This is a genomic window from Streptomyces sp. NPDC056161 (assembly GCF_042268025.1).
Classification (GTDB): Bacteria; Actinomycetota; Actinomycetes; order Streptomycetales; family Streptomycetaceae; genus Streptomyces.
Window position 1 is genome coordinate 15,902 of record NZ_JBHJUV010000084.1, and the last position, 17,019, is coordinate 32,920.

At 69.9% G+C, this 17,019-nt stretch carries 16 protein-coding genes; 5 read left to right on the forward strand and 11 right to left on the reverse strand.

The window, feature by feature from the left end; genetic code table 11:
• Positions 1-233: 233 nt before the first annotated feature.
• The 6 genes from ACFC09_RS42420 to ACFC09_RS42445 all read right to left on the reverse strand — a co-directional run bounded on the left by ACFC09_RS42420 (position 234) and on the right by ACFC09_RS42445 (position 4,103).
• A complete protein-coding gene (locus ACFC09_RS42420; protein WP_376537886.1) occupies positions 234-665 on the reverse strand; it encodes a hypothetical protein in 432 nt (143 codons plus the stop codon).
• Positions 666-687: 22 nt separating this feature from the next.
• A complete protein-coding gene (locus ACFC09_RS42425) occupies positions 688-948 on the reverse strand; it encodes a hypothetical protein (protein ID WP_376537888.1) in 261 nt (86 codons plus the stop codon).
• Positions 945-1,307: a DUF2089 domain-containing protein gene (locus tag ACFC09_RS42430; RefSeq protein ID WP_376537890.1), complete on the reverse strand. Its 363-nt coding sequence runs from the start codon at positions 1,305-1,307 to the stop codon at positions 945-947. The genes ACFC09_RS42425 and ACFC09_RS42430 overlap by 4 nt, the downstream gene beginning before the upstream one ends.
• A 226-nt stretch (positions 1,308-1,533) precedes the next feature.
• Positions 1,534-2,148, reverse strand: coding sequence for a TetR/AcrR family transcriptional regulator (locus tag ACFC09_RS42435; protein WP_376537892.1), 615 nt, complete (start codon positions 2,146-2,148; stop codon positions 1,534-1,536).
• A complete protein-coding gene (locus ACFC09_RS42440; RefSeq protein WP_376537894.1) occupies positions 2,148-2,996 on the reverse strand; it encodes an oxidoreductase in 849 nt (282 codons plus the stop codon). Before ACFC09_RS42440 ends, ACFC09_RS42435 begins: the two co-directional genes overlap by 1 nt.
• A 228-nt stretch (positions 2,997-3,224) precedes the next feature.
• Entirely contained in the window at positions 3,225-4,103 is an 879-nt protein-coding gene (locus ACFC09_RS42445) for a helix-turn-helix domain-containing protein (RefSeq protein ID WP_376537896.1), read from the reverse strand.
• A gap of 291 nt (positions 4,104-4,394) precedes the next feature.
• Between ACFC09_RS42445 and ACFC09_RS42450 the strand changes: the two genes are divergently transcribed.
• On the forward strand, positions 4,395-5,360 hold the full coding sequence (locus ACFC09_RS42450; RefSeq protein WP_376537898.1) for an alpha/beta hydrolase: 966 nt from the start codon (positions 4,395-4,397) through the stop codon (positions 5,358-5,360).
• 35 nt (positions 5,361-5,395) lie between these two features.
• On the opposite strand, the gene ACFC09_RS42455 is transcribed toward ACFC09_RS42450, so the two are convergent.
• Positions 5,396-6,187 carry a TetR/AcrR family transcriptional regulator gene (locus tag ACFC09_RS42455; protein WP_376537900.1) on the reverse strand — a complete coding sequence of 264 codons (792 nt, stop codon included), beginning with the start codon at positions 6,185-6,187 and terminating at the stop codon, positions 5,396-5,398.
• A gap of 121 nt (positions 6,188-6,308) precedes the next feature.
• Between ACFC09_RS42455 and ACFC09_RS42460 the strand changes: the two genes are divergently transcribed.
• Complete coding sequence (locus ACFC09_RS42460) at positions 6,309-7,895, forward strand: GMC family oxidoreductase (RefSeq protein ID WP_376537902.1); 1,587 nt, start codon at positions 6,309-6,311, stop codon at positions 7,893-7,895.
• Positions 7,896-8,092: 197 nt separating this feature from the next.
• On the opposite strand, the gene ACFC09_RS42465 is transcribed toward ACFC09_RS42460, so the two are convergent.
• Positions 8,093-8,767 (reverse strand): TetR/AcrR family transcriptional regulator, encoded by a 675-nt coding sequence (locus ACFC09_RS42465; RefSeq protein WP_376537904.1) that lies wholly within the window; start codon positions 8,765-8,767, stop codon positions 8,093-8,095.
• A 159-nt stretch (positions 8,768-8,926) separates the two neighbouring features.
• The gene (locus ACFC09_RS42470) at positions 8,927-9,745 is read right to left on the reverse strand and encodes an SDR family NAD(P)-dependent oxidoreductase (protein ID WP_376537906.1); all 819 of its coding nucleotides are present in this window, start codon (positions 9,743-9,745) and stop codon (positions 8,927-8,929) included.
• Positions 9,746-10,057: 312 nt separating this feature from the next.
• On the opposite strand from ACFC09_RS42470, the gene ACFC09_RS42475 reads away from it, so the two are divergent.
• Positions 10,058-13,279, forward strand: coding sequence for a Tn3 family transposase (locus tag ACFC09_RS42475; protein WP_376537908.1), 3,222 nt, complete (start codon positions 10,058-10,060; stop codon positions 13,277-13,279).
• 444 nt (positions 13,280-13,723) lie between these two features.
• Here ACFC09_RS42475 and ACFC09_RS42480 read toward each other — a convergent pair whose 3' ends face one another.
• Entirely contained in the window at positions 13,724-14,539 is an 816-nt protein-coding gene (locus tag ACFC09_RS42480) for an SDR family NAD(P)-dependent oxidoreductase (RefSeq protein ID WP_376537910.1), read from the reverse strand.
• 131 nt (positions 14,540-14,670) lie between these two features.
• Between ACFC09_RS42480 and ACFC09_RS42485 the strand changes: the two genes are divergently transcribed.
• Both ACFC09_RS42485 and ACFC09_RS42490 read left to right on the forward strand, forming a co-directional pair.
• The gene (locus ACFC09_RS42485) at positions 14,671-15,300 is read left to right on the forward strand and encodes a TetR/AcrR family transcriptional regulator (RefSeq protein ID WP_376537913.1); all 630 of its coding nucleotides are present in this window, start codon (positions 14,671-14,673) and stop codon (positions 15,298-15,300) included.
• Between the two features lie 372 nt (positions 15,301-15,672).
• Positions 15,673-16,593 (forward strand): recombinase family protein, encoded by a 921-nt coding sequence (locus ACFC09_RS42490; protein ID WP_376537915.1) that lies wholly within the window; start codon positions 15,673-15,675, stop codon positions 16,591-16,593.
• 54 nt (positions 16,594-16,647) lie between these two features.
• On the opposite strand, the gene ACFC09_RS42495 is transcribed toward ACFC09_RS42490, so the two are convergent.
• Positions 16,648-16,917 carry a hypothetical protein gene (locus ACFC09_RS42495; protein WP_376537917.1) on the reverse strand — a complete coding sequence of 90 codons (270 nt, stop codon included), beginning with the start codon at positions 16,915-16,917 and terminating at the stop codon, positions 16,648-16,650.
• Positions 16,918-17,019: the final 102 nt, after the last annotated feature.

The window sequence follows — 17,019 nt, forward strand, 5'->3', positions numbered from 1 at the left end:
CCGGGCCGAGGTGGAAGCTGCCGTGGGACGTCGAAGTCCAGATCGGGCAACTGGCCGGCCTTGGCACGGGCGCAGGTATCCGCCGTATCGGCGGCTATCCGGCACCCGGCGCGACGAGTTGGACGCCCGCGGCCGTCAACCGGCCCGTCAACCGGCCCGTCGGCGGTCCGACCCGTGGTCCGACCCCGTGGTCCGGGCGGGGGTCCGGGCGGGGGTCCGGGGCCGGGGCGGTGTCATTCGCAGAAGACCTGCACCTTGGCGTCGGGGTCGTCGACGTCGATGTCGACTTCGTCGAGCTGGTCGATCAGATCCTCAAGATGCTGCGGCTTGAGCTGGGCGAGGTCGATCGGCACCCCGGACTTGGCCAGCTCCGCGTTGACCTTGGTGATCGCCTGCGGAGGGATCAGACTCGTGAGCCGGACCCCGGCGCGCAGTAGCTGGAGCGGGACCCGGATGTTGATCCGGCTCGACCCGTCGCCGCCGGAGTCGTCCGTGGCGTTCACCACCACACGCAGGTACTTGGGCCGGGATTTCGGACGGGCCGCGGCTCCGGGCGGCGACTCGGGCTGTTGCCGTTCGAGGGCGTCGATCAGCCGCTCGGCCTCATCCGCGGTGATCTTGCCCTCGCCCAGCATCTGTAGGATCTGGCGGCGCTGCTCGTTCACTGTTGTTCCTCGCTCCTCTGATTCATCTGACGCTTACCAGTACGGCCGTACGGCCCTGCTCGATCTCGAACCGGGTGCCGGGCAGCGCCCACAGCAACTGCCCGGCGCCGCGCAGCGCACCCACCGGCCTCACCCCGGTGATGAAGCACGCGACCAGTCCGGCCGCCACGGCGAGCAGCAGCAGCGGTGACAGCACCAGCAGGACCAGCAGGACAGGGACGTACAGCCGCAGTCGACGGCCGTTGGCACGGCGAACGCGTACCGTCACCAACTGGGGGATCACCGGGACTTCTCCAGCTCGGCCAGTGCCTCCTGAGCGCTGATCTCACCCCGGCGCAGGCGGTCGACGACGTCGGCGCCGGTGGGTGCCGGGTCGGTGTCGACGAAGTCGAGGCGCTCGGCGATCCGGTTCAGCCGGGACTTGATCGTCGGGTAGCTCACCCCGAAGATCCGCTCCATCTCCTTGATCGAACCGTGCGACCGTACGAACGCGGCGACGAAGACCTGGTCGTCGATGCCGAGCTGGGCCAGCGGCGGCGGCTCGAACTGCCCCTCGATCGCGACGCCGTTGCCGACGAGGCGGACCCGTTCGACCACGAACGGCTGCCCGTGCGTCAGGTCCGTCAGTTCCTGCCAGTCCACCCTCGGCTCCCTTGCTCTAGACGTCGAGCCTGCCATGCATTTGTACCTTGAGATTTTTAAGATCGCAACGCACAGATCTTAATTTTCTCAATCTGATCTTGAATGTGGTCGGGCGGAGCCCGTCGCGTTCCGTCTCGGGGTACGCAGAGCCCGTTGCGGACGTCGGCTTCGACGGCCCGGAGCGGTCAGTCGTCGATGGTGCGGCTTCACCGTCCATGCCGACTGCTCAGGCGGTCAGGCCGGCGGCGATCAGCCAGATGTGTTCGCAGGTCGAGGAGGCCGTTTGCAACTCCTCGCGGGACTCCTGCGAGGCGTGGTAGAAGGTGCGCTCGATCATCCAGCACAGGGCGCGTGCCATCGCCGATGCCTGTTCCGGCCCGTTGCCGGACTGAACGCCGGCCCGTTCCAGGACGGCGGTGATGGCCCTGATGAACAAGTCAGCCGTGTGGCTCCACAGCTCGCCGATCTCCGGCACCGTCAACGACAGGTCGATCGCCGTGCGCATGACCAGGCCGTGTTCGTTCCACAGGTCGACCGTGCGCTGCATCGCGGCTGCGACGGCCTGGCGCGGCTCGTCGCTCTCCGCGGTCGCCAGGGACCGTTCCCACAGGTGCTCGACGGTGCGGGCCACGAGTGCCGTGACCACTTCTTGCTTGGAGCCGAAGTAGAAGTACAGGGAGCCGCGGGTGATGCCGGCGCCCTGGGCGATGTCGCCGACGGTCATGGCGTCGTAGCCCTTGTCCGCCAGCAGGGCTTCGCAGGTGTCGAGGATGGCCCGCTCCCGGACATCGCCCTTGCGTTCGGTGGTGCGCCGGCTCCGCGCTGGGTGGTGACGGGGCATCAGAGCTGAGCACCCTCGGCGAAGTCGGTCGTACGGGAGAGTGTCTCCCATGCGCGGATGTCCTCGTCCACGGCCGTGCGCGCGGCGGTGACCAGTCGCAGCGCGTCCGAGCCCAGGACGAGGTGGGCCGGCGGCCGGTCGACCGACGCGATGTGCACGACGGCGTCCCCGGCCTTGGCCGGATTGCCCAGTTGGTTCCCGCTCGCCTTCTGCCGCGTTGCGCGGATGGGGCCGAACAGTTCGTCGTAGTCGTCGATGGACCGCGCGGCGCGTGTCATGGACCGTCCGGCCCAGTCGGTACGGAAGGAGCCGGGCTCGATCGCCGTCACGTGGACCCCGAGCTGTGCGACCTCCTTGCCCAGCGCCTCCAGGATGCCTTCCAGGGCGAACTTGCTGCCGCAGTAGGCGGACATACCGGGCACGGCCATGAGCCCGCCCATGGAGGTGACCGCCATCAGGTGTCCGCGGCGGCGCCGGCGCATGTGCGGCAGCGCTGCCTGGAGGGTGGCCACCGCCCCGAACACGTTGACCTCGAACTGCCGCCGCACCTCGGCCAGCGGGGTCTCCTCGAAGGTGCCCTCCAGGCCGTAACCGGCGTTGGCGACGACGACGTCCAAGGCGCCGACGCTCTGCTCCACCTCCGCGACCACGCTCAGCACGGCGTCACCGTCCGTCACGTCCAGAATGCGGCCGTGCGCGTATCCGGGTCGGAGCTGTTCGTGGGCCCGCAGGTCCTCCTCGGTGCGGACCGTGCCGACGACGGTGTGCCCGGCGGCCAGGGCGGCCTGGGCGAAGGCACGCCCAAGGCCGGTACTGACGCCGGTGATGAGCCACTTCTGCTTCTGCACTGCTCCTCCAGAGAGAGTCGAAAGGAGCCGGACTGCTCCCCTGCCACTAAATCTACACCGTGTCGATTTTTATCGTTGCTGTGTCGATTTCCGTGACGTCGGGGGTTCTGACACCTGTGGGGTGTTGTGCGGCCGAGGGCGAGGGCGAGGGCGAGGGCGAGGGCGAGAGCGAGGCCAGGCGGCGGCTCGGCCCGGCCGCTCAGGGCCGTAGCCGCGGGCCGGTGACCGTCACCCGCCGTGGGCCCCGTCCGCCGCCGGACGGTCGGCGGCCGGTGCGGTGCGGGAAGCGAGGATGCGCAGCCGGTCGTGGCTGGGTGTGCCCGGTTCGGCGGTCAGGGTGATGAGCTGCTGGTCGGGGTCGTCGGAGCAGGTGAGGAAGGACCAGTCGAGCAGGAGTCTGCCGACGACCGGATGGTTCAGGGTCTTCGTGCCGGTGCCCTGGACGGCGACGTGGTGTGCGCCCCACCAGCGCCGGAAGTCGGGATCCTGCAACGACAGCTCACCGACCAGTTCGGCCAGCCGTGGGTCCTTCGGGTCCCGGGCGGCCTCCATGCGCAGCTGCGCCAGGCTGACCTGCGCCACCCACTCCCAGTCCGGGTACAGCGCCCTGATGGCCGGTTCGCGGAACACCAGTCGTACGAAGTTGCGCTTCCGCTCCGGGATCTGCGCGAAGTCCGTGAACAGTGCGGCGGCCATGGAGTTCCAGGCGAGGATGTCCGTGCGCCGGCCCAGGACCACGGCAGGCGTGGTGGGAAGGTCGTCCAGCAGCCGCCGCAGCTGTGGCCGGACCTTCTGCGCGGTGCGCCGACGAGGCCGGCCGGCGTCCTTGCCGGACAGATCGAACAGGTAGGCACGTTCGCCGTCGTCGAGCCGGAGAACACGCGCGAGGGTGTCCAGCACGGGGATGGACGCCTGCCGGCGGCCCTGCTCCAGGCGCGTGTAGTAGTCGGGGCTGATCGACGCCAGCAGGGCCACTTCCTCCCGGCGCAGCCCCTTGACCCTGCGCCTGCCCGTCGCGTCCGGCAGTCCGACCTGGGCCGGGCTCAGCTCCATGCGCCGCGCTTTGAGGAAGGCACCCAGCTCGCCGGGGTGTGCGCTACTGCTCATGGGGCCAGTCTCGCAGTCGGCCGTCCCTGGTACAGGGGGCCTGTCGTGTCCCAGGACAGGGGTGTCCGGGGACACGAGACGCCTCTTATCCCGCCGCACATCGCGTGTGAGAGTCGGTGGACGTGACCCGTGATGTGACCAATGGATGTGACCGGTGGATGTCCGGTGGACGAGCCGCCTGCGAGGCGGAAGGTCCGGCGGAAGCCGTCGCATCGTCCGGGAGGTCGTCGCATGCCCGGTCACGGCACGTGTGCACGCTCAGCCCCGCCCTCACTCAGGAGATCCCGAGACATGAAGTCCCGCGTCACCTTTCCCAGCAACAACCTCGCCCTCGCCGGGATCCTCTTCACTCCCGACCTCACTCCCGACCTCACTCCCGACCTCACTCCCGACTTCAATCCCGACGCTCATCCCGGCGGCAGGCTGCCGGCCGTCGTCATCTCCCACCCGGGAGGCGGGGTGAAGGAGCAGAGCCCGAGCGTCTACGCCGAGCGCCTGGCCCGAGCCGGATTCGCGGCACTCGTCTTCGACGCCGCCCACCAGGGGGAGAGCGAGGGCGAGCCGCGCGGCATGGAGAACCCCTTCCAACGGGCCGAGGACATCAAGTCCGCCGTGACCTACCTGACCACTCGGGACGACATCCACCCGGACCGCATCGGGGCCCTGGGTATCTGTGCCTCCGGCGGTTACGTCCCGTACGCCGCGCAGACCGACCACCGCGTCAGGGCCGTCGCCACGGTCAGCGCCGTGGACCTCGGCTCGGTGTTCCGCGAGGGACTGGGCCGTGGGCAGGACCCGGCGGTCCTCCAGGCCGTGCTCGACCAGGCCGGCGCACTGCGCACCGCGGAAGCGCGCGGCGCGGCCCCGCAGTTGGAGGCATGGATTCCCGACCACGCGGAGGAGCTGCTGGAGACCGCCGGCCGGCAGTTCCGGGAGACGTTCGAGTACTACTGCACCCCGCGCGGCCACCATCCCCGCGCGGTCCAGGGGTGGGTGCTGCGCAGCGTCGACCAGCTCGCGCAGTACGACTCGTACGCGATGATCCGGCTGATCTCCCCCCGCCCCCTGCTGATGATCGCCGGTTCGGAGGCGGAGACCGCCTATTTCAGCCGGGAAGCGATCGAGAGGGCGGCCGAGCCCAAGGAACTGGTCGTCATCGACGGCGCCACCCACATCGACCTGTACGACAAGGACGAATACGTCACTCCCGCCGTCGCCGCGCTCACCGAATTCTTCGGCGAGCACCTGGCCGGCTGATCGGCTTTACCGGTGGTGAGCCGCGGGTCGGCCGATCAGCCGGGTCCGTCCGTCGCGTCGGCCAGTCGGTTGAGCCATTCGAGGAGCAGGGTGCGTTCGGCGGGGCTGAGGGACGCGGTGTCGTCCTGGCCGAGGGCGACGAGCAGGGCCATCGCACTGCTCGCCACGGTGCTGCCGGAGGGCTCGTCGCCGTCGCCCGCGGGCGGGAGTGTGAGGGTGCTGATCACCATGTCGCGGGCCACGTCGGAGGTCCGCGGGTCGCGCTCCGCCTTGGGACGGCCGACCAGGGTGAGGATTGTGCCCACGCCGGCGGAGTGCATGACCTCGGCGGCGCGGTCGACGCTCATCCGCAGCCGCCCGGCGGCGGCGACCTGGGTGATCATGTGGCGCAGGTCCGCGACGGCCCGCCGTCCGGCCCGCGGCAGGTGGCCGGGGCGGACCTGTCCGTAGACGAGCGCGTAGTACGCCGGGTGTTCGAGTCCGAAGCGGATGTGCAGGTCCCAGGCGTCCCGGAGCACCTGGACCGGGTCGCCGCCGCCGAGCAGTTCGGCCTTCACCGCGAGGTAGCGGCGGAAGCCGTGCTCCGCCACCTCTTCGAGGAGTCCGTCCTTGTCTCCGAAGATCCGGAAGATCGACGGCGTCGGCACACCCGCGCGAGCGGCGACGGCACGCGTCGACACCGCCTCCAGGCCCCCGTCCTCCAGCAGTTCGGCCGCGGCCATGACGATCTTCTGCCGCAGCGTCGGCTCCGCCTGTTGTTCCGCCTGTTCGGCCTGCTCCAGCTGTTCCGGCTGTTCCGGCTGTTCCGGCGCGGTCTCCCTGGTCATGAATCGACGATATCAGATTTACGGATCACTGATACGATCGGTGATATCTTCAATCACGGATCATTGATTCACAGTGATTCGAGGTGATTTCAAGTTGATTCAAGGCAAGGAATGCGAAGCCATGAACCGTCAGTACTCAGCGAGTTCGAAGCCCGCCGCGGACCCGGAGGGCGCCGGGCACCAGGTGTACGACGTCATCGTCGTCGGGGGCGGCTCGGCCGGCTGCGTCCTCGCCGCCCGGCTCAGTGAGGATGCCGACGTCCGCGTACTGCTCCTGGAGGCGGGCACCGCCACGGCGGACCTGCCGGCGGCCGTGCCCCACCCACCGGCCTGGCCCACCCTGGCCGAGACCCCGGCCAACTGGGGTGACACGACCGTCGCCCAGGACGCCGGCTCGACCCCGGCCGGAGACGGCCCCCACGTCCTGCTGCCGCGCGGCCGGGGCCTGGGCGGCTCGTCCGCCATCAACGCCATGGTCTTCGCCCGCGGCCACCGCACCAGCTACGACAGATGGAGCGAACTCGGCGCCAAGGGCTGGACCTTCGACGACCTGCTGCCCTACTTCCAGCGCACCGAGACCGCCGTCAGCGGCGCCGCCGGCCGCGGTACCGCCGGCCCGCTCACCGTCGCCCCGACGGCCGAGCCCAACGAGGTCCTACGGGCCTGCCTCGACAGCGCGGTCGAGACCGGACTCCCCCGGGCCTTCGACATCAGCGGCGGTCTGGAGGAGGGTTTCGCCCCGGTCGACCTCAACATCGTCGACGGACACCGGCAGAGCGCCGCCGACGCCTATCTCACCCCGGCGCTGGACCGCCCCAACCTCGATGTGGTCACGGGGGCGACGGCGCACCGGCTGCTGTTCGCGGGGCGGCGCTGCACGGGAGTCGAGTACGGCGTCGACGGGCGCGTGCACACCGTACGGGCCGCGCGCGAGGTCGTCCTGACGGCCGGCGCCATCGGCTCCGCGCAGATCCTGCTGCGCTCCGGGATCGGACCGGAGCGGGAACTGCGCGCGGCCGGCGTGGAGGTCTTCCACCAGTTGGCCGGAGTGGGCCGCAACCTGCACGACCACCCGCTCGTGACCCTCGTCCACCGCACCCGCCGCACGGTGCCCCCGGCCCGCGGCAACCACGGCGAGATCATCGGGCTGCTGCGCAGCGAGCCCGGACTCGTCGGCCCCGACCTACAGATCATCTTCGTCGACATCCCGTTCCCGAACCCGGTCGCCCCGGTGGAGAACGGCTTCACCATCGGCGTCTCGCCCATGCAGCCGTACAGCCGCGGCGCCCTGCGGATCACCTCGGCCGACCCGTACGTGCCGCCGGTGCTCGATCCGGCCTACTTCTCGGACGAGCGGGACGTCCGCGCCGTCCTGTCCGGCATCGACTCGGCACGCGCGATCGCCCACTCCTCGCCTCTCGCCCCCTGGGAAGTCGAGGAGGTCGCCCCGGGGCCGGACGTCACGGACGCGGAGTCGCTCGGCCGGTACGCGCGTACGGCGTTCACGTCGTACTGCCACCCCGTCGGCACCTGTGCGCTGGGCGAGGACGAGAGCTGCGTGGTGGACTCCGCGCTGCGGGTGCGCGGGCTGGAGGGGCTGCGGGTCGCCGACGGCTCCGTCATCCCCTCGATCCCGTCCAACAACACCAACGCGACCGTCTACGCCCTCGCGGAACGCGCCGCGCAACTCGTGCGCGAAGCCGCCTGAGCACGCTGCGGCCGCCCGTCCCCGTCCCCGTCCGCGGTGCCGCGGACGGGCGCCGGGGACGGGTGGCCCGACGGCACCCCGGACATCCATGGCGACGGCACCCCGGACATCCATGGCGACGGCGGGCCGGACATCCATGCCGACGGCGGCGGGCCGGCCCGGCTCGCCGGGCGACGCGGGTCGGCCCGCCCTGCCCGTCAGCCCAGGCTCAGCAGTCCGGTGACGGCGATGTGCAGGGAGCGGCCGAGCCGGTCGGCGAAGTCGACCCTGGTGTCCGCGAGTTCCGGTTGCCGCTGGGCTTCGGCGACGGCCGCCGAGGGGTGGGCGAACGGCCAGAGCCCGGCCGTGCACACGACGGTCAGGGAGACCAGTTCGCGGGCGGCGGACGAGGTCAGCGCGGTGATGTGGCACCGCAGCAGATCGGCCAGCGCACCCAGCAGCCGACCGTGGGCGAGCTTGAACTCGCGTGCCGACTCGGCGGAGATGTTCCGTTCGAGTTCGGACCCCAGCGCGCTGAGCAGGTCGCACAGCAGGGACCGGCGGGCGAGGGAGCGGGCCAGCTCCTTCACCACGGCCTCGGCCGATACCGGGCCGGCCGCGTCGGCGGCTGCCAGGTCGGCGGACAGCTCCTCGATCCACCGCGCGAGCGACCGGTTGAGCAGTTCGAAGAAGACCGCTTCCCTGGTCTCGAAGTAGCGCACGACATTGGTCTTGGACAGCCCGACCCGTCGGCTGAGTTCCCGCAGGCTGATCTCACTGACCGGCATCTCGCCCAGGAGCTGTGTCGCGGCATCGAGGATGGCCTGCTTGCGGATCTCACGCTGCTCGGCGCTGCGCGCACGCTGAAAGCCGGTCGACCGGTCGTCTGTCATCGTCGCTTCCCCAGGGGCCTTCCGCGCGGCCCGCGTCCGGCGCCGCCTGCGGCAACCCTGAGCCCCGCCGGTGCCGCCCCGGGGGACGGCACCGGCGGAGTCCGGACCGGTGCGCGGGTCCGGTGACGCGGTTCCGTGACGCGGGTCCGGTGACGCGGGTCATACGGACTCGCTCACGTGGCGCCACTTGGCGTCCCCGGCGGCGAGGGTCTCGGCCACGAACTGACCGACCCGGACGGCGTCCTTGCCGAGCAGCAGGCGCAGCGGCGGCTCCTCGGCCTCCGTGACGTCCAGGAGGATCCGCGCGACGCGCGCGGGGTCGCCCGTCTGGTTGCCGTCCGCCGCCCGCTGACGGGCGATGGCGGGTTCGACGACCTGCCTGTAGGGCTCGCTGACCGGCGGGGTGGCCATCGAGGAGCCGGCCCAGTCGGTGCGCATGGCGCCCGGTTCGGCGACGGTGATCTTGATGCCGAGGTGGACCACTTCCTTGGCCAGGACCTCGGAGAAGCCGCCGACCGCCCACTTGGCCGCCTGGTAGGCGCCCAGACCGGGGCCGCCCACGCGTCCGCCGACGGAGGAGATCTGGATGATGTGCCCCGAACCCTGCTCACGCATCACGGGGAGGGCGGCCCGGGTGACGTTCACGACACCGAAGAGGTTGGCGTCGATCTGGTCGCGGAAAGCCTGGTCGGACATGTCCTCGATGGCGGCCATGTCGGCGTAGCCGGCGTTGTTCACGACCACGTCCAGGCGGCCGAACGCCTCGACGGCGGCCCGCACGGCCCGCCGCGCGGCCTCGGCGTCGGTCACGTCCAGGGTGACCAGCCGGATCCGGTCACCGTACCGCTCGGCGAGGTCGTTCAGGGGTGCGGTGCGCCGGGCGGTGGCGACCAGGTTGTGGCCGCCCGCCAGGACGGCCTCGGCGATGGCGCGGCCCAGTCCGCGGGAGCTTCCGGTGACCAGCCAGGTCTTGTTCATGATGCTGCCTCGGTTTCTCTGCGAGTTTGGGTCGACGGCGCCGCCGCCGGCCTCCCGGATCGCCGGGATCTGGTACTTCATCCCGTAGAAGACAGGCCGGCGACCTGGTCGTCGTAGTTCATCAGGCGTGTTCCTCTCTCTGGGTTGTCCGGAGGAGGCGGCGCCTCAGGCCCCTGAGTGGGGGATCGCCGAGGTAAGCCCAAAAGGGGCCACGGGATGATCTTGGTTCGTTGAGGCCGTAACCCGTCACCTGTTCGGCTCTGCCTCGTTGGTGTGATGTTGGGCTTGTCGTCTGGGGTCGGGGCGGGACTTGTGACATCGATCGAGCGGACCGCGTATCCGCGGTTCAAGCGGCTGATCACCGCGCATGAGCTGCATCTGTTCTTCTCGCCGACACGCGATGAGGTCGCGTGGGCGTCCGGGGTCACGGATGGCGATGAGCATCTGCTGGCGCTGTTGCTGATGCTGAAGTCCTACCAGCGGATGGGGTGTTTCCCCAGGCTGGAGGACGTCCCGGAGATGGTGGTGGACTTCGTACGGCGGGCGGTGGAGCTGCCGGAGGGCACGCTGCCGCTGTACCAGGCGGTGAAGACCGCGAAGAACCACCGGGGCCTGGTGCGGCAGCGGGTGTGCGTGGTCTACGACCAGGCCGAGGCCCGGAGGATCGCCGAGGCGTCGATCCGCAGCGAGGCCGCGGCGAAGAACCGCCCGGCGGATCTGATCAACATCGCGCTGGAGAAGGTCGTGGGGGCCGGGCTGGAGCTGCCGGCGTTCTCCACCCTGGACGCGATGGCCTCGACCGTCCGCAAGGAGGTCAACGCGTCGATCTGCGCGGGCATCCACGACCGGATGAGCGCGGTGGAGAGGGCGGGGCTGCTGCGGCTCCTGGAGGAGCGCGACGCGGACGGCACCACGCAGTACAGCCGGCTGAAGAAGTTCGCGCAGTCTCCGACGTGGTCGCACTTCAAGCGGCTGATCGCTCAGCTGGAATGGCTGGACGGGCTGGGCGATTCCGGGGTGTGGACGGACGGCGTCGCGCCGCGGAAGGTCACGGACTTCGCCGGGGAGGCGGATGCGGCGGACGCGTCCGAGCTGAAGGCGTACACGCCCATCAAGCGGGTCGCGTTGGTGGCGTGCCTGGTGCACAAGGCACGGATGCGGGTGCGGGACGAGCTGGCGCTGATGTTCTGCAAGCGGGTCGGGTCGAAGACGAAGAGGGCGAAGGAGGAGCTGGAGGCGCTGCGGCTCGCTGAGCGGGAGATGACCGAGACTCTGATCGGCAACTACCGCACGGTGCTCAAGCACCTCGACGACGGCGGCCCGGCCCAGGAGGCGCTGGCGAAGGCCGCCGCGATGACCGCAGAGGCGGCCGACGCCCTTCAGGGCCTGGACGAACAGGCGCCGGCCGACGAGGTCGCGCGGCGGCTGGAGGGGAAGGTCTCCCCGGCGGTGCTCGCCTTCCTGAAGGCCATGACGGTGCAGGCCGGAGGGCTGGGCACGGTGACCCGGGCGGTGGAGGGGTTCGGCGGGTTCGCCAGGGAGTACGAGCAGATCGAGAAGGTCTCCGCCCACCACGGCAACTTCTGGGAGGTGCTGCTGTACGGGCAGATCGGCCGGGACCGGGCCCTGATGTTCGATCTGGCCGGGAAGCTGGAGTTCGCCGCGACCTCGGAGGACCGCACGGTGCTGGCCGCGCTCGCGCACGCCCGCCGCAACCAGGCGGCCCGCGGCGAGTACATCAGCGCGCTCGGTGAGGACGGCCGTCCGGTCGACATCTCCTTCGCCACGCAGAACTGGCAGAAGGCCGTTCTCGATCGGACGCGGCCGGGGCAGTTCGTGCGCTGGCACTTCGAGGCGATGGTGTTCACCTACCTCGCCGAGGAACTGCGCACCGGGGATGTGGCGGTGGCCGGATCGGAGGAGTACGGCGACTGGTCCAAGCAGCTGCTCGCGTGGGAGGTCGTCGAGGAGAAGCTGCCCGCCTACCTGGTGGAGATCGGGCTCGCCGAGGACGAGGGCGAGGCCGCCGGCTTCGACGCCGGGGTCTTCCGCCGCCAGCTGGAGGACCGGCTGCGGGCCGCCGCCGCGGCGGCCGATGCCGGGTACCCGGACAACGAGAGCCTGGTGATCGACCCGTCCACCGGCATCCCGTCGCTCAAGGCGCACCGCTCGGAGGGGCAGCGGCCGTCGGCGAAGCGGCTGGAGCAGGAGGTCAAGGCGCGGATGCCGGAGCGCACGCTGATCGGGATCTGTGCGCGGACTGCGTACTGGGTGGAGTGGTGGCGCCGCTTCGGCCCGCCCTCGGGCCACGACCCGAAGCTCGCCGACCCGTTCGGCCGGTACGTGCTCACCACCTTCGTCAAGGGCACCAACATGGGCCCGTACGAGGCGGCCCGCCACATCCCCGGCGTGAGCGGGCACGAGCTGGCGTACACGGCGAACCGGCACTTCTCCCTCGTGCTGCTCAACGAGGCCATCGCCGACCTGGTCAACGCGCACGCCCGCCTGGACATCTCCCAGGCGTGGGGCGACGGCACCGCGGTGGCCGCCGACGGCACGCACATGGACACCTACCTCGACAACCTGCTCGCCGAGACGTCCGTCAGGTACGGCAAGCCTGGCGGGATCGCCTACCACCACATCTCAGACACCTACATCGCGCTGTTCACGCACTTCATCCCGTGCGGGGTGTGGGAGGCCGTCTACATCATCGAGGGCCTCCTCAAGAACGCCTCGGAGGTCAAGCCCACCACCGTGCACGCCGACACCCAAGGCCAGTCGCTCCCTGTCTTCACCCTCGCCCACCTGCTGGGCTTCGACCTGATGCCCAGGATCAGGAACTGGAAGGGCCTGGTCTTCTACCGGCCGTCCAAGCAGACCGAGTACGTGCACATCGACGCCCTGTTCGGCGAGGCCGGGAAGAACACCATCGACTTCGACCTGATCGAGTCCCAGTTCCGGCACCTGATGCGGGTGGCCGTGTCCATCCGCGAGGGCGTCATCTCCTCCGCGACGCTGCTCAAGCGGCTGCGTTCCGGCTCCCACAAGAACGCCACCTACACCGCGTTCCGCGAGGTCGGGCGCGTGATCCGTACGGTGCAGCTGCTGCGCTATCTGACGGACGCGCCGCTGCGCCGGCGGGTGACGGCGGCGACGAACAAGGTGGAGTCGTTCAACCGGTTCTCCCAGTGGGTCGGCTTCGGCAACCGCGGCGTCCTCGCCGACAACGACCCCGTCGAGCAGGAGAAGGCGATGAAGTTCAACGCCTTGTTGACCAACGCCGTCATCTTCCACAACGCCCTGGACATTGCCGAGATCGTCCGCCAGCTGCTGGAGGAGGGATGGGAGATCGACCCCGAGGACCTGGCGCACATCTCGCCGTACCTGACCGAGCACATCCGCCGCTTCGGCGAGTACTCCACCCACGAACTCGGCATCCAGCCCGAGGCGTACGACCCACACCTGAACGTCGACTTCAGCCCACTGCGCGGCGACGACCCGCCCGCCAGCCACGGCTACGGCCAGGCGGCCTGAAGGGACCTCGACCCGTGATCCCGTCCCTGCGGCGCGACCCGGCCGACCACAGTGCTCTCGACATGCTCGTGCCCAAGGCCCGCGCCTGGGCCACCGTGCTGACCTCGCCCCGGTGAAGCCTGCCCAGGCAAGACCGCGGGCCGCACCGCTCCGGCGTCGAACTCGGCCTCTGGACCAGCCGCCACGTCCGCAAGAGCGGCCTGTGCACATCGTGCTGGTTCGGCGAGAGCGAGCCCGACATCCGGTTCTGCGACGGCGGCGACTGCCGCAACTTCACCCGGCTCCTGTACATCCTCACTGAGGCACAGGGCCCGGAGTAGATCGCCGGGTGTGTGCCCCCGGTCGGCCCGAGCATGTCCTCGACACGGGTGAAAGACCAGCAGCCCAGCCCGCCGCGCAGGGTCAGCGCGCCGGGCCAGGTGAGGACCTCGCACCAGTCCCCGCTCAGTGCTGGGAGAGCATGGTCTGGGTGATGTTCGCCAACCGTCGCGCGGCGGCGGGATCGAAGGGCGCGCCGCCCACGTCGATCTTGGTGTGCTGCATGTAGGCACTCAACGGTTCTGGGTCGGGGTTGTCGAGGTGGCGTCGCAGCATGTCCACGGCCGCGTCGACCGGCTGGCCGCGGTCGTGCATTCCGGCGACCAGCGAAGCGTCGGCCTCGTTGTAGTCACCGGTGAATCCGGTGGCGGTCAGGCCGGGATGTGCCAGGACGTAACGGATCCGGGTGCTGGGGTGTGCGGCGGTGAATCCGACGCCGGCCAAATCGCTGAGTTTGCCGCATTGCGCCATGATCCGGTCCGGCCGGTAGTCGCGGGTGAACTGGAGGTCGTCCCAGTTCATCGCTGACAGGTCACCGCCCGGTCCGGCCAGGTTGAGGATCACTGGCTGTTCCCCTGCCTCCAGCCGGTCGGCCAGGCCGTGGCTGAACAGATACCGGCTGAGGTAGAACAGCGCGAAGTTTTGCTCAATGCCCTCGGCGGTCTCGCTGCGGGTCGAGCGGTAGTAGCGCGCGGCCAGCACCAGAGCGTTCACGACCGGGTGGCTCTGCGCGATTTCGGCGATGACCCGCCGGTTCTCGGCCACCAGGCTCAGATCGGCCTGAATGTATGCGGCGCGCTCGCCCGAGCCGGTGGCCTGGGCCTCCTCCAGGAACCGGCGGCCCTTGTCGGGGTCGTTGCCGACGACCACCACCCGGTTACCGTGGCCCAGGTAGTGCAGGCCCAATCCCTTGCCGATGCCGTCGGTGCCCCCGGTGATCACGATGGTCCTCAATGACGCCCCCTCGAATAGACTCGTGAGTCTAATTTAACAGTCTTGCCAGTACAGTCTCGGCCGTGGGGTCCATTAGCCTGGAGAGGCTAGTTCGGTGAACGGCCCGGTACGCTCAGAACATGAGCCAACAGCTGAACAGGGGCCGCATCGACAAGCGGAAGGACATCCTGGACGCCGCGTTCAGCGCGTTCGCGCGCGAGGGCTACCCGCAGGCCCGTGTCGACCAGATCGCCGCGGAGGCGGGAGTTGCCAAGGCCACCGTCTACAACCACTTCGGTGACAAGGAGAACCTGTTCCGCGAGACCATCGCCGCGCTGTCCGAGCGGGCGCTGGCTCGCAATCTGGCCGCGGTGGCAGTGCTGGCCGAGGCGAGTGACGACATGCCCGCCGCGCTGACCAACGTCGGGATCCGCCTCGTCGACTGCTACTGCGACCCGCAGTCCTGGGCGCTAAGGCGCCTGCTATACGCCGAGACTCCGCAGTTTCCCGATCTGCTGGAACTGACGCAGGTCGGCGTCGCCGAGCCGGTCGCCCGAGCGCTCGCCGACCGGCTCGCCCGACTGGCCTTGGAAGGCCACATCGCCATCTCCGACCCGGTGTTGGCTGCCGAACACCTCACGGCGCTGCTGACCGGGTCGCTGGAGGCGCGGTCACGCTTCGGCACCCGCCGCATCCCCCGCCTCGAACGCAAGGCCATCACCGAATCCGCGGTGGCAACATTCCTCAGCGCCTTCGCACCCCGGCCTTGAGCCGCGATGCGACGGGCTTACTGGGCCCATTGCGCCTGCCCCCAAGTCTGCTGCCAACAGGCATCGGTCGTGCGGTGATGCCCCTCGCCCTATCACTTCAAGGGGTCCGGGGCCGTCCACCTCATGACTCCCCTGGTCGGGAGAACTGGAACCAGGTGGCTGAAAAGGATCACTCTCGCCTGGGCTGGCAGGCGGCTGCGCCTCTCCGTAGCTGTCGTCAATCGATCGTTTGACGACAGGCGGCCGAGGCGTCCAATGAACCCGTGCAATCCGGGGGTTCGCGGCGGCGCGAATCCAATCAGATCCGATGGCAATTGCTGACAGGGTTTGGCGACAGATAGGGTCCGATCCTCCGCACGGAAGGGGCCCTCGGTGGCGAATCTGGTCTACAAGCGGGTCTCGACCGATCAGCAGTCCACCGCCCGGCAGAACCTCGTCCTGGACGAAGCCGGGATCGAGGACCCGGTCGTCTTCGAGGAAGACCCGGGCACCTCCAGCCGCCTCCACCCCCTCCAACGGCCGAAGTTCCGCGCGCTCCTCGACTACGCCCGGCCCGGCGACACCGTGCACATCTCTGAGATGTTCCGTCTCGTACGCGGCACCGGCCACATCCTCGACGTGCTCGACGTCCTCCACCGCGACCGCCTCGCGCTGCGCATCCACGACGGCGCGTTCTCCGCCATGGACCTCACCGCCCGCCACCCGCGTACTGGCGAGCTGCTGTCCACCGTGAAGTTCATGGTGCAGACCCTCGCCGCCGCCGGCGAACTCCAGCGCGACCTCCAACGCGAGCTGACGTACGACGGGCTGCGGGCCGCCGAGGCCAAGGGCAGCAAGGGCGGGCGCCGGCCCGCCCTGGCGGTTGCGAAGACCGCCGATGTGCGCGCTGCGTACCTGGAAGGCCGCTCCATCGCCGCCCTCGCCCGGGACCACGGCGTCAGCCGCGGCGCCATCCGCACGGCCGTCGCCGACCTCCTGCCCGACCCTGCCGCCATCGAGGAGGACTCCCCGGCGCCGGAACTGCCGGTCACCCTCGACATGCCGGGCAAGGTCACCGACTTCCTCCGCACCACTGACCTGGAGCCCGCCGAGCGCGCCGCGCTCGACCAGGGGGTGACCGTACGGCGCGGACAGGGCTACACCCTGCGCGTCACCGCCGCCCCCGCCCTCCACCGCCAGCTCCTCAACCGCTACCAGCCGCTCGACGGCGGACAAGATGCCCCTCCGGTCCCGGCCCAGCGCAAGGCCCGCCGTGAGTACGAGAACCGCGTCAGCGCGCTCGCACCGATCTGACCATTTGGCGGGGCTGCTGGAACCCAGTCCCAAGCGGTGCCGAAGGCCAGCGCCCTACGAGACGTTGGTGCCGTCCTTGTAGCCGATGACGGCAGCCAGCTCCTCGTACTGAAACCACTGCGGATCCAACGCGAGCTCTCGCACTCGCTTGACGAACGCCGTCCACGCTGGATGGGACTGGAGGTGGGTGGCTTGCGTCCAGAAGGTGACCGCGAGGTCGGTCATCCCTGACGCCTCTCGGCATTGTGGGTTCTCGGCCCATGCAGTCAGGATGCTGGCCAGCTGCTCGGGCGGGATCAGGTGTGCGCACGGGATCACCGTCATCGTGGTGGGGACCTGTCCCCGAGGGGTGGACACCTCTGAGCCCGGCCCCGCCAGGGGCCGGGTAGGAGGCATCTTTTATGGTGATGAAGGTCTACTCGCCCG

Bases quoted from the DNA above. Each gene is read 5' to 3' on its own strand.
- ACFC09_RS42435 (WP_376537892.1), bottom strand. From the start codon at position 2,148: ATGCCCCGTCACCACCCAGCGCGGAGCCGGCGCACCACCGAACGCAAG.
- ACFC09_RS42445 (WP_376537896.1), bottom strand. From the start codon at position 4,103: ATGAGCAGTAGCGCACACCCCGGCGAGCTGGGTGCCTTCCTCAAAGCG.
- ACFC09_RS42450 (WP_376537898.1), top strand. From the start codon at position 4,395: ATGAAGTCCCGCGTCACCTTTCCCAGCAACAACCTCGCCCTCGCCGGG.
- ACFC09_RS42455 (WP_376537900.1), bottom strand. From the start codon at position 6,187: ATGACCAGGGAGACCGCGCCGGAACAGCCGGAACAGCCGGAACAGCTG.
- ACFC09_RS42460 (WP_376537902.1), top strand. From the start codon at position 6,309: ATGAACCGTCAGTACTCAGCGAGTTCGAAGCCCGCCGCGGACCCGGAG.
- ACFC09_RS42465 (WP_376537904.1), bottom strand. From the start codon at position 8,767: ATGACAGACGACCGGTCGACCGGCTTTCAGCGTGCGCGCAGCGCCGAG.
- ACFC09_RS42470 (WP_376537906.1), bottom strand. From the start codon at position 9,745: ATGAACAAGACCTGGCTGGTCACCGGAAGCTCCCGCGGACTGGGCCGC.
- ACFC09_RS42485 (WP_376537913.1), top strand. From the start codon at position 14,671: ATGAGCCAACAGCTGAACAGGGGCCGCATCGACAAGCGGAAGGACATC.
- ACFC09_RS42495 (WP_376537917.1), bottom strand. From the start codon at position 16,917: ATGACGGTGATCCCGTGCGCACACCTGATCCCGCCCGAGCAGCTGGCC.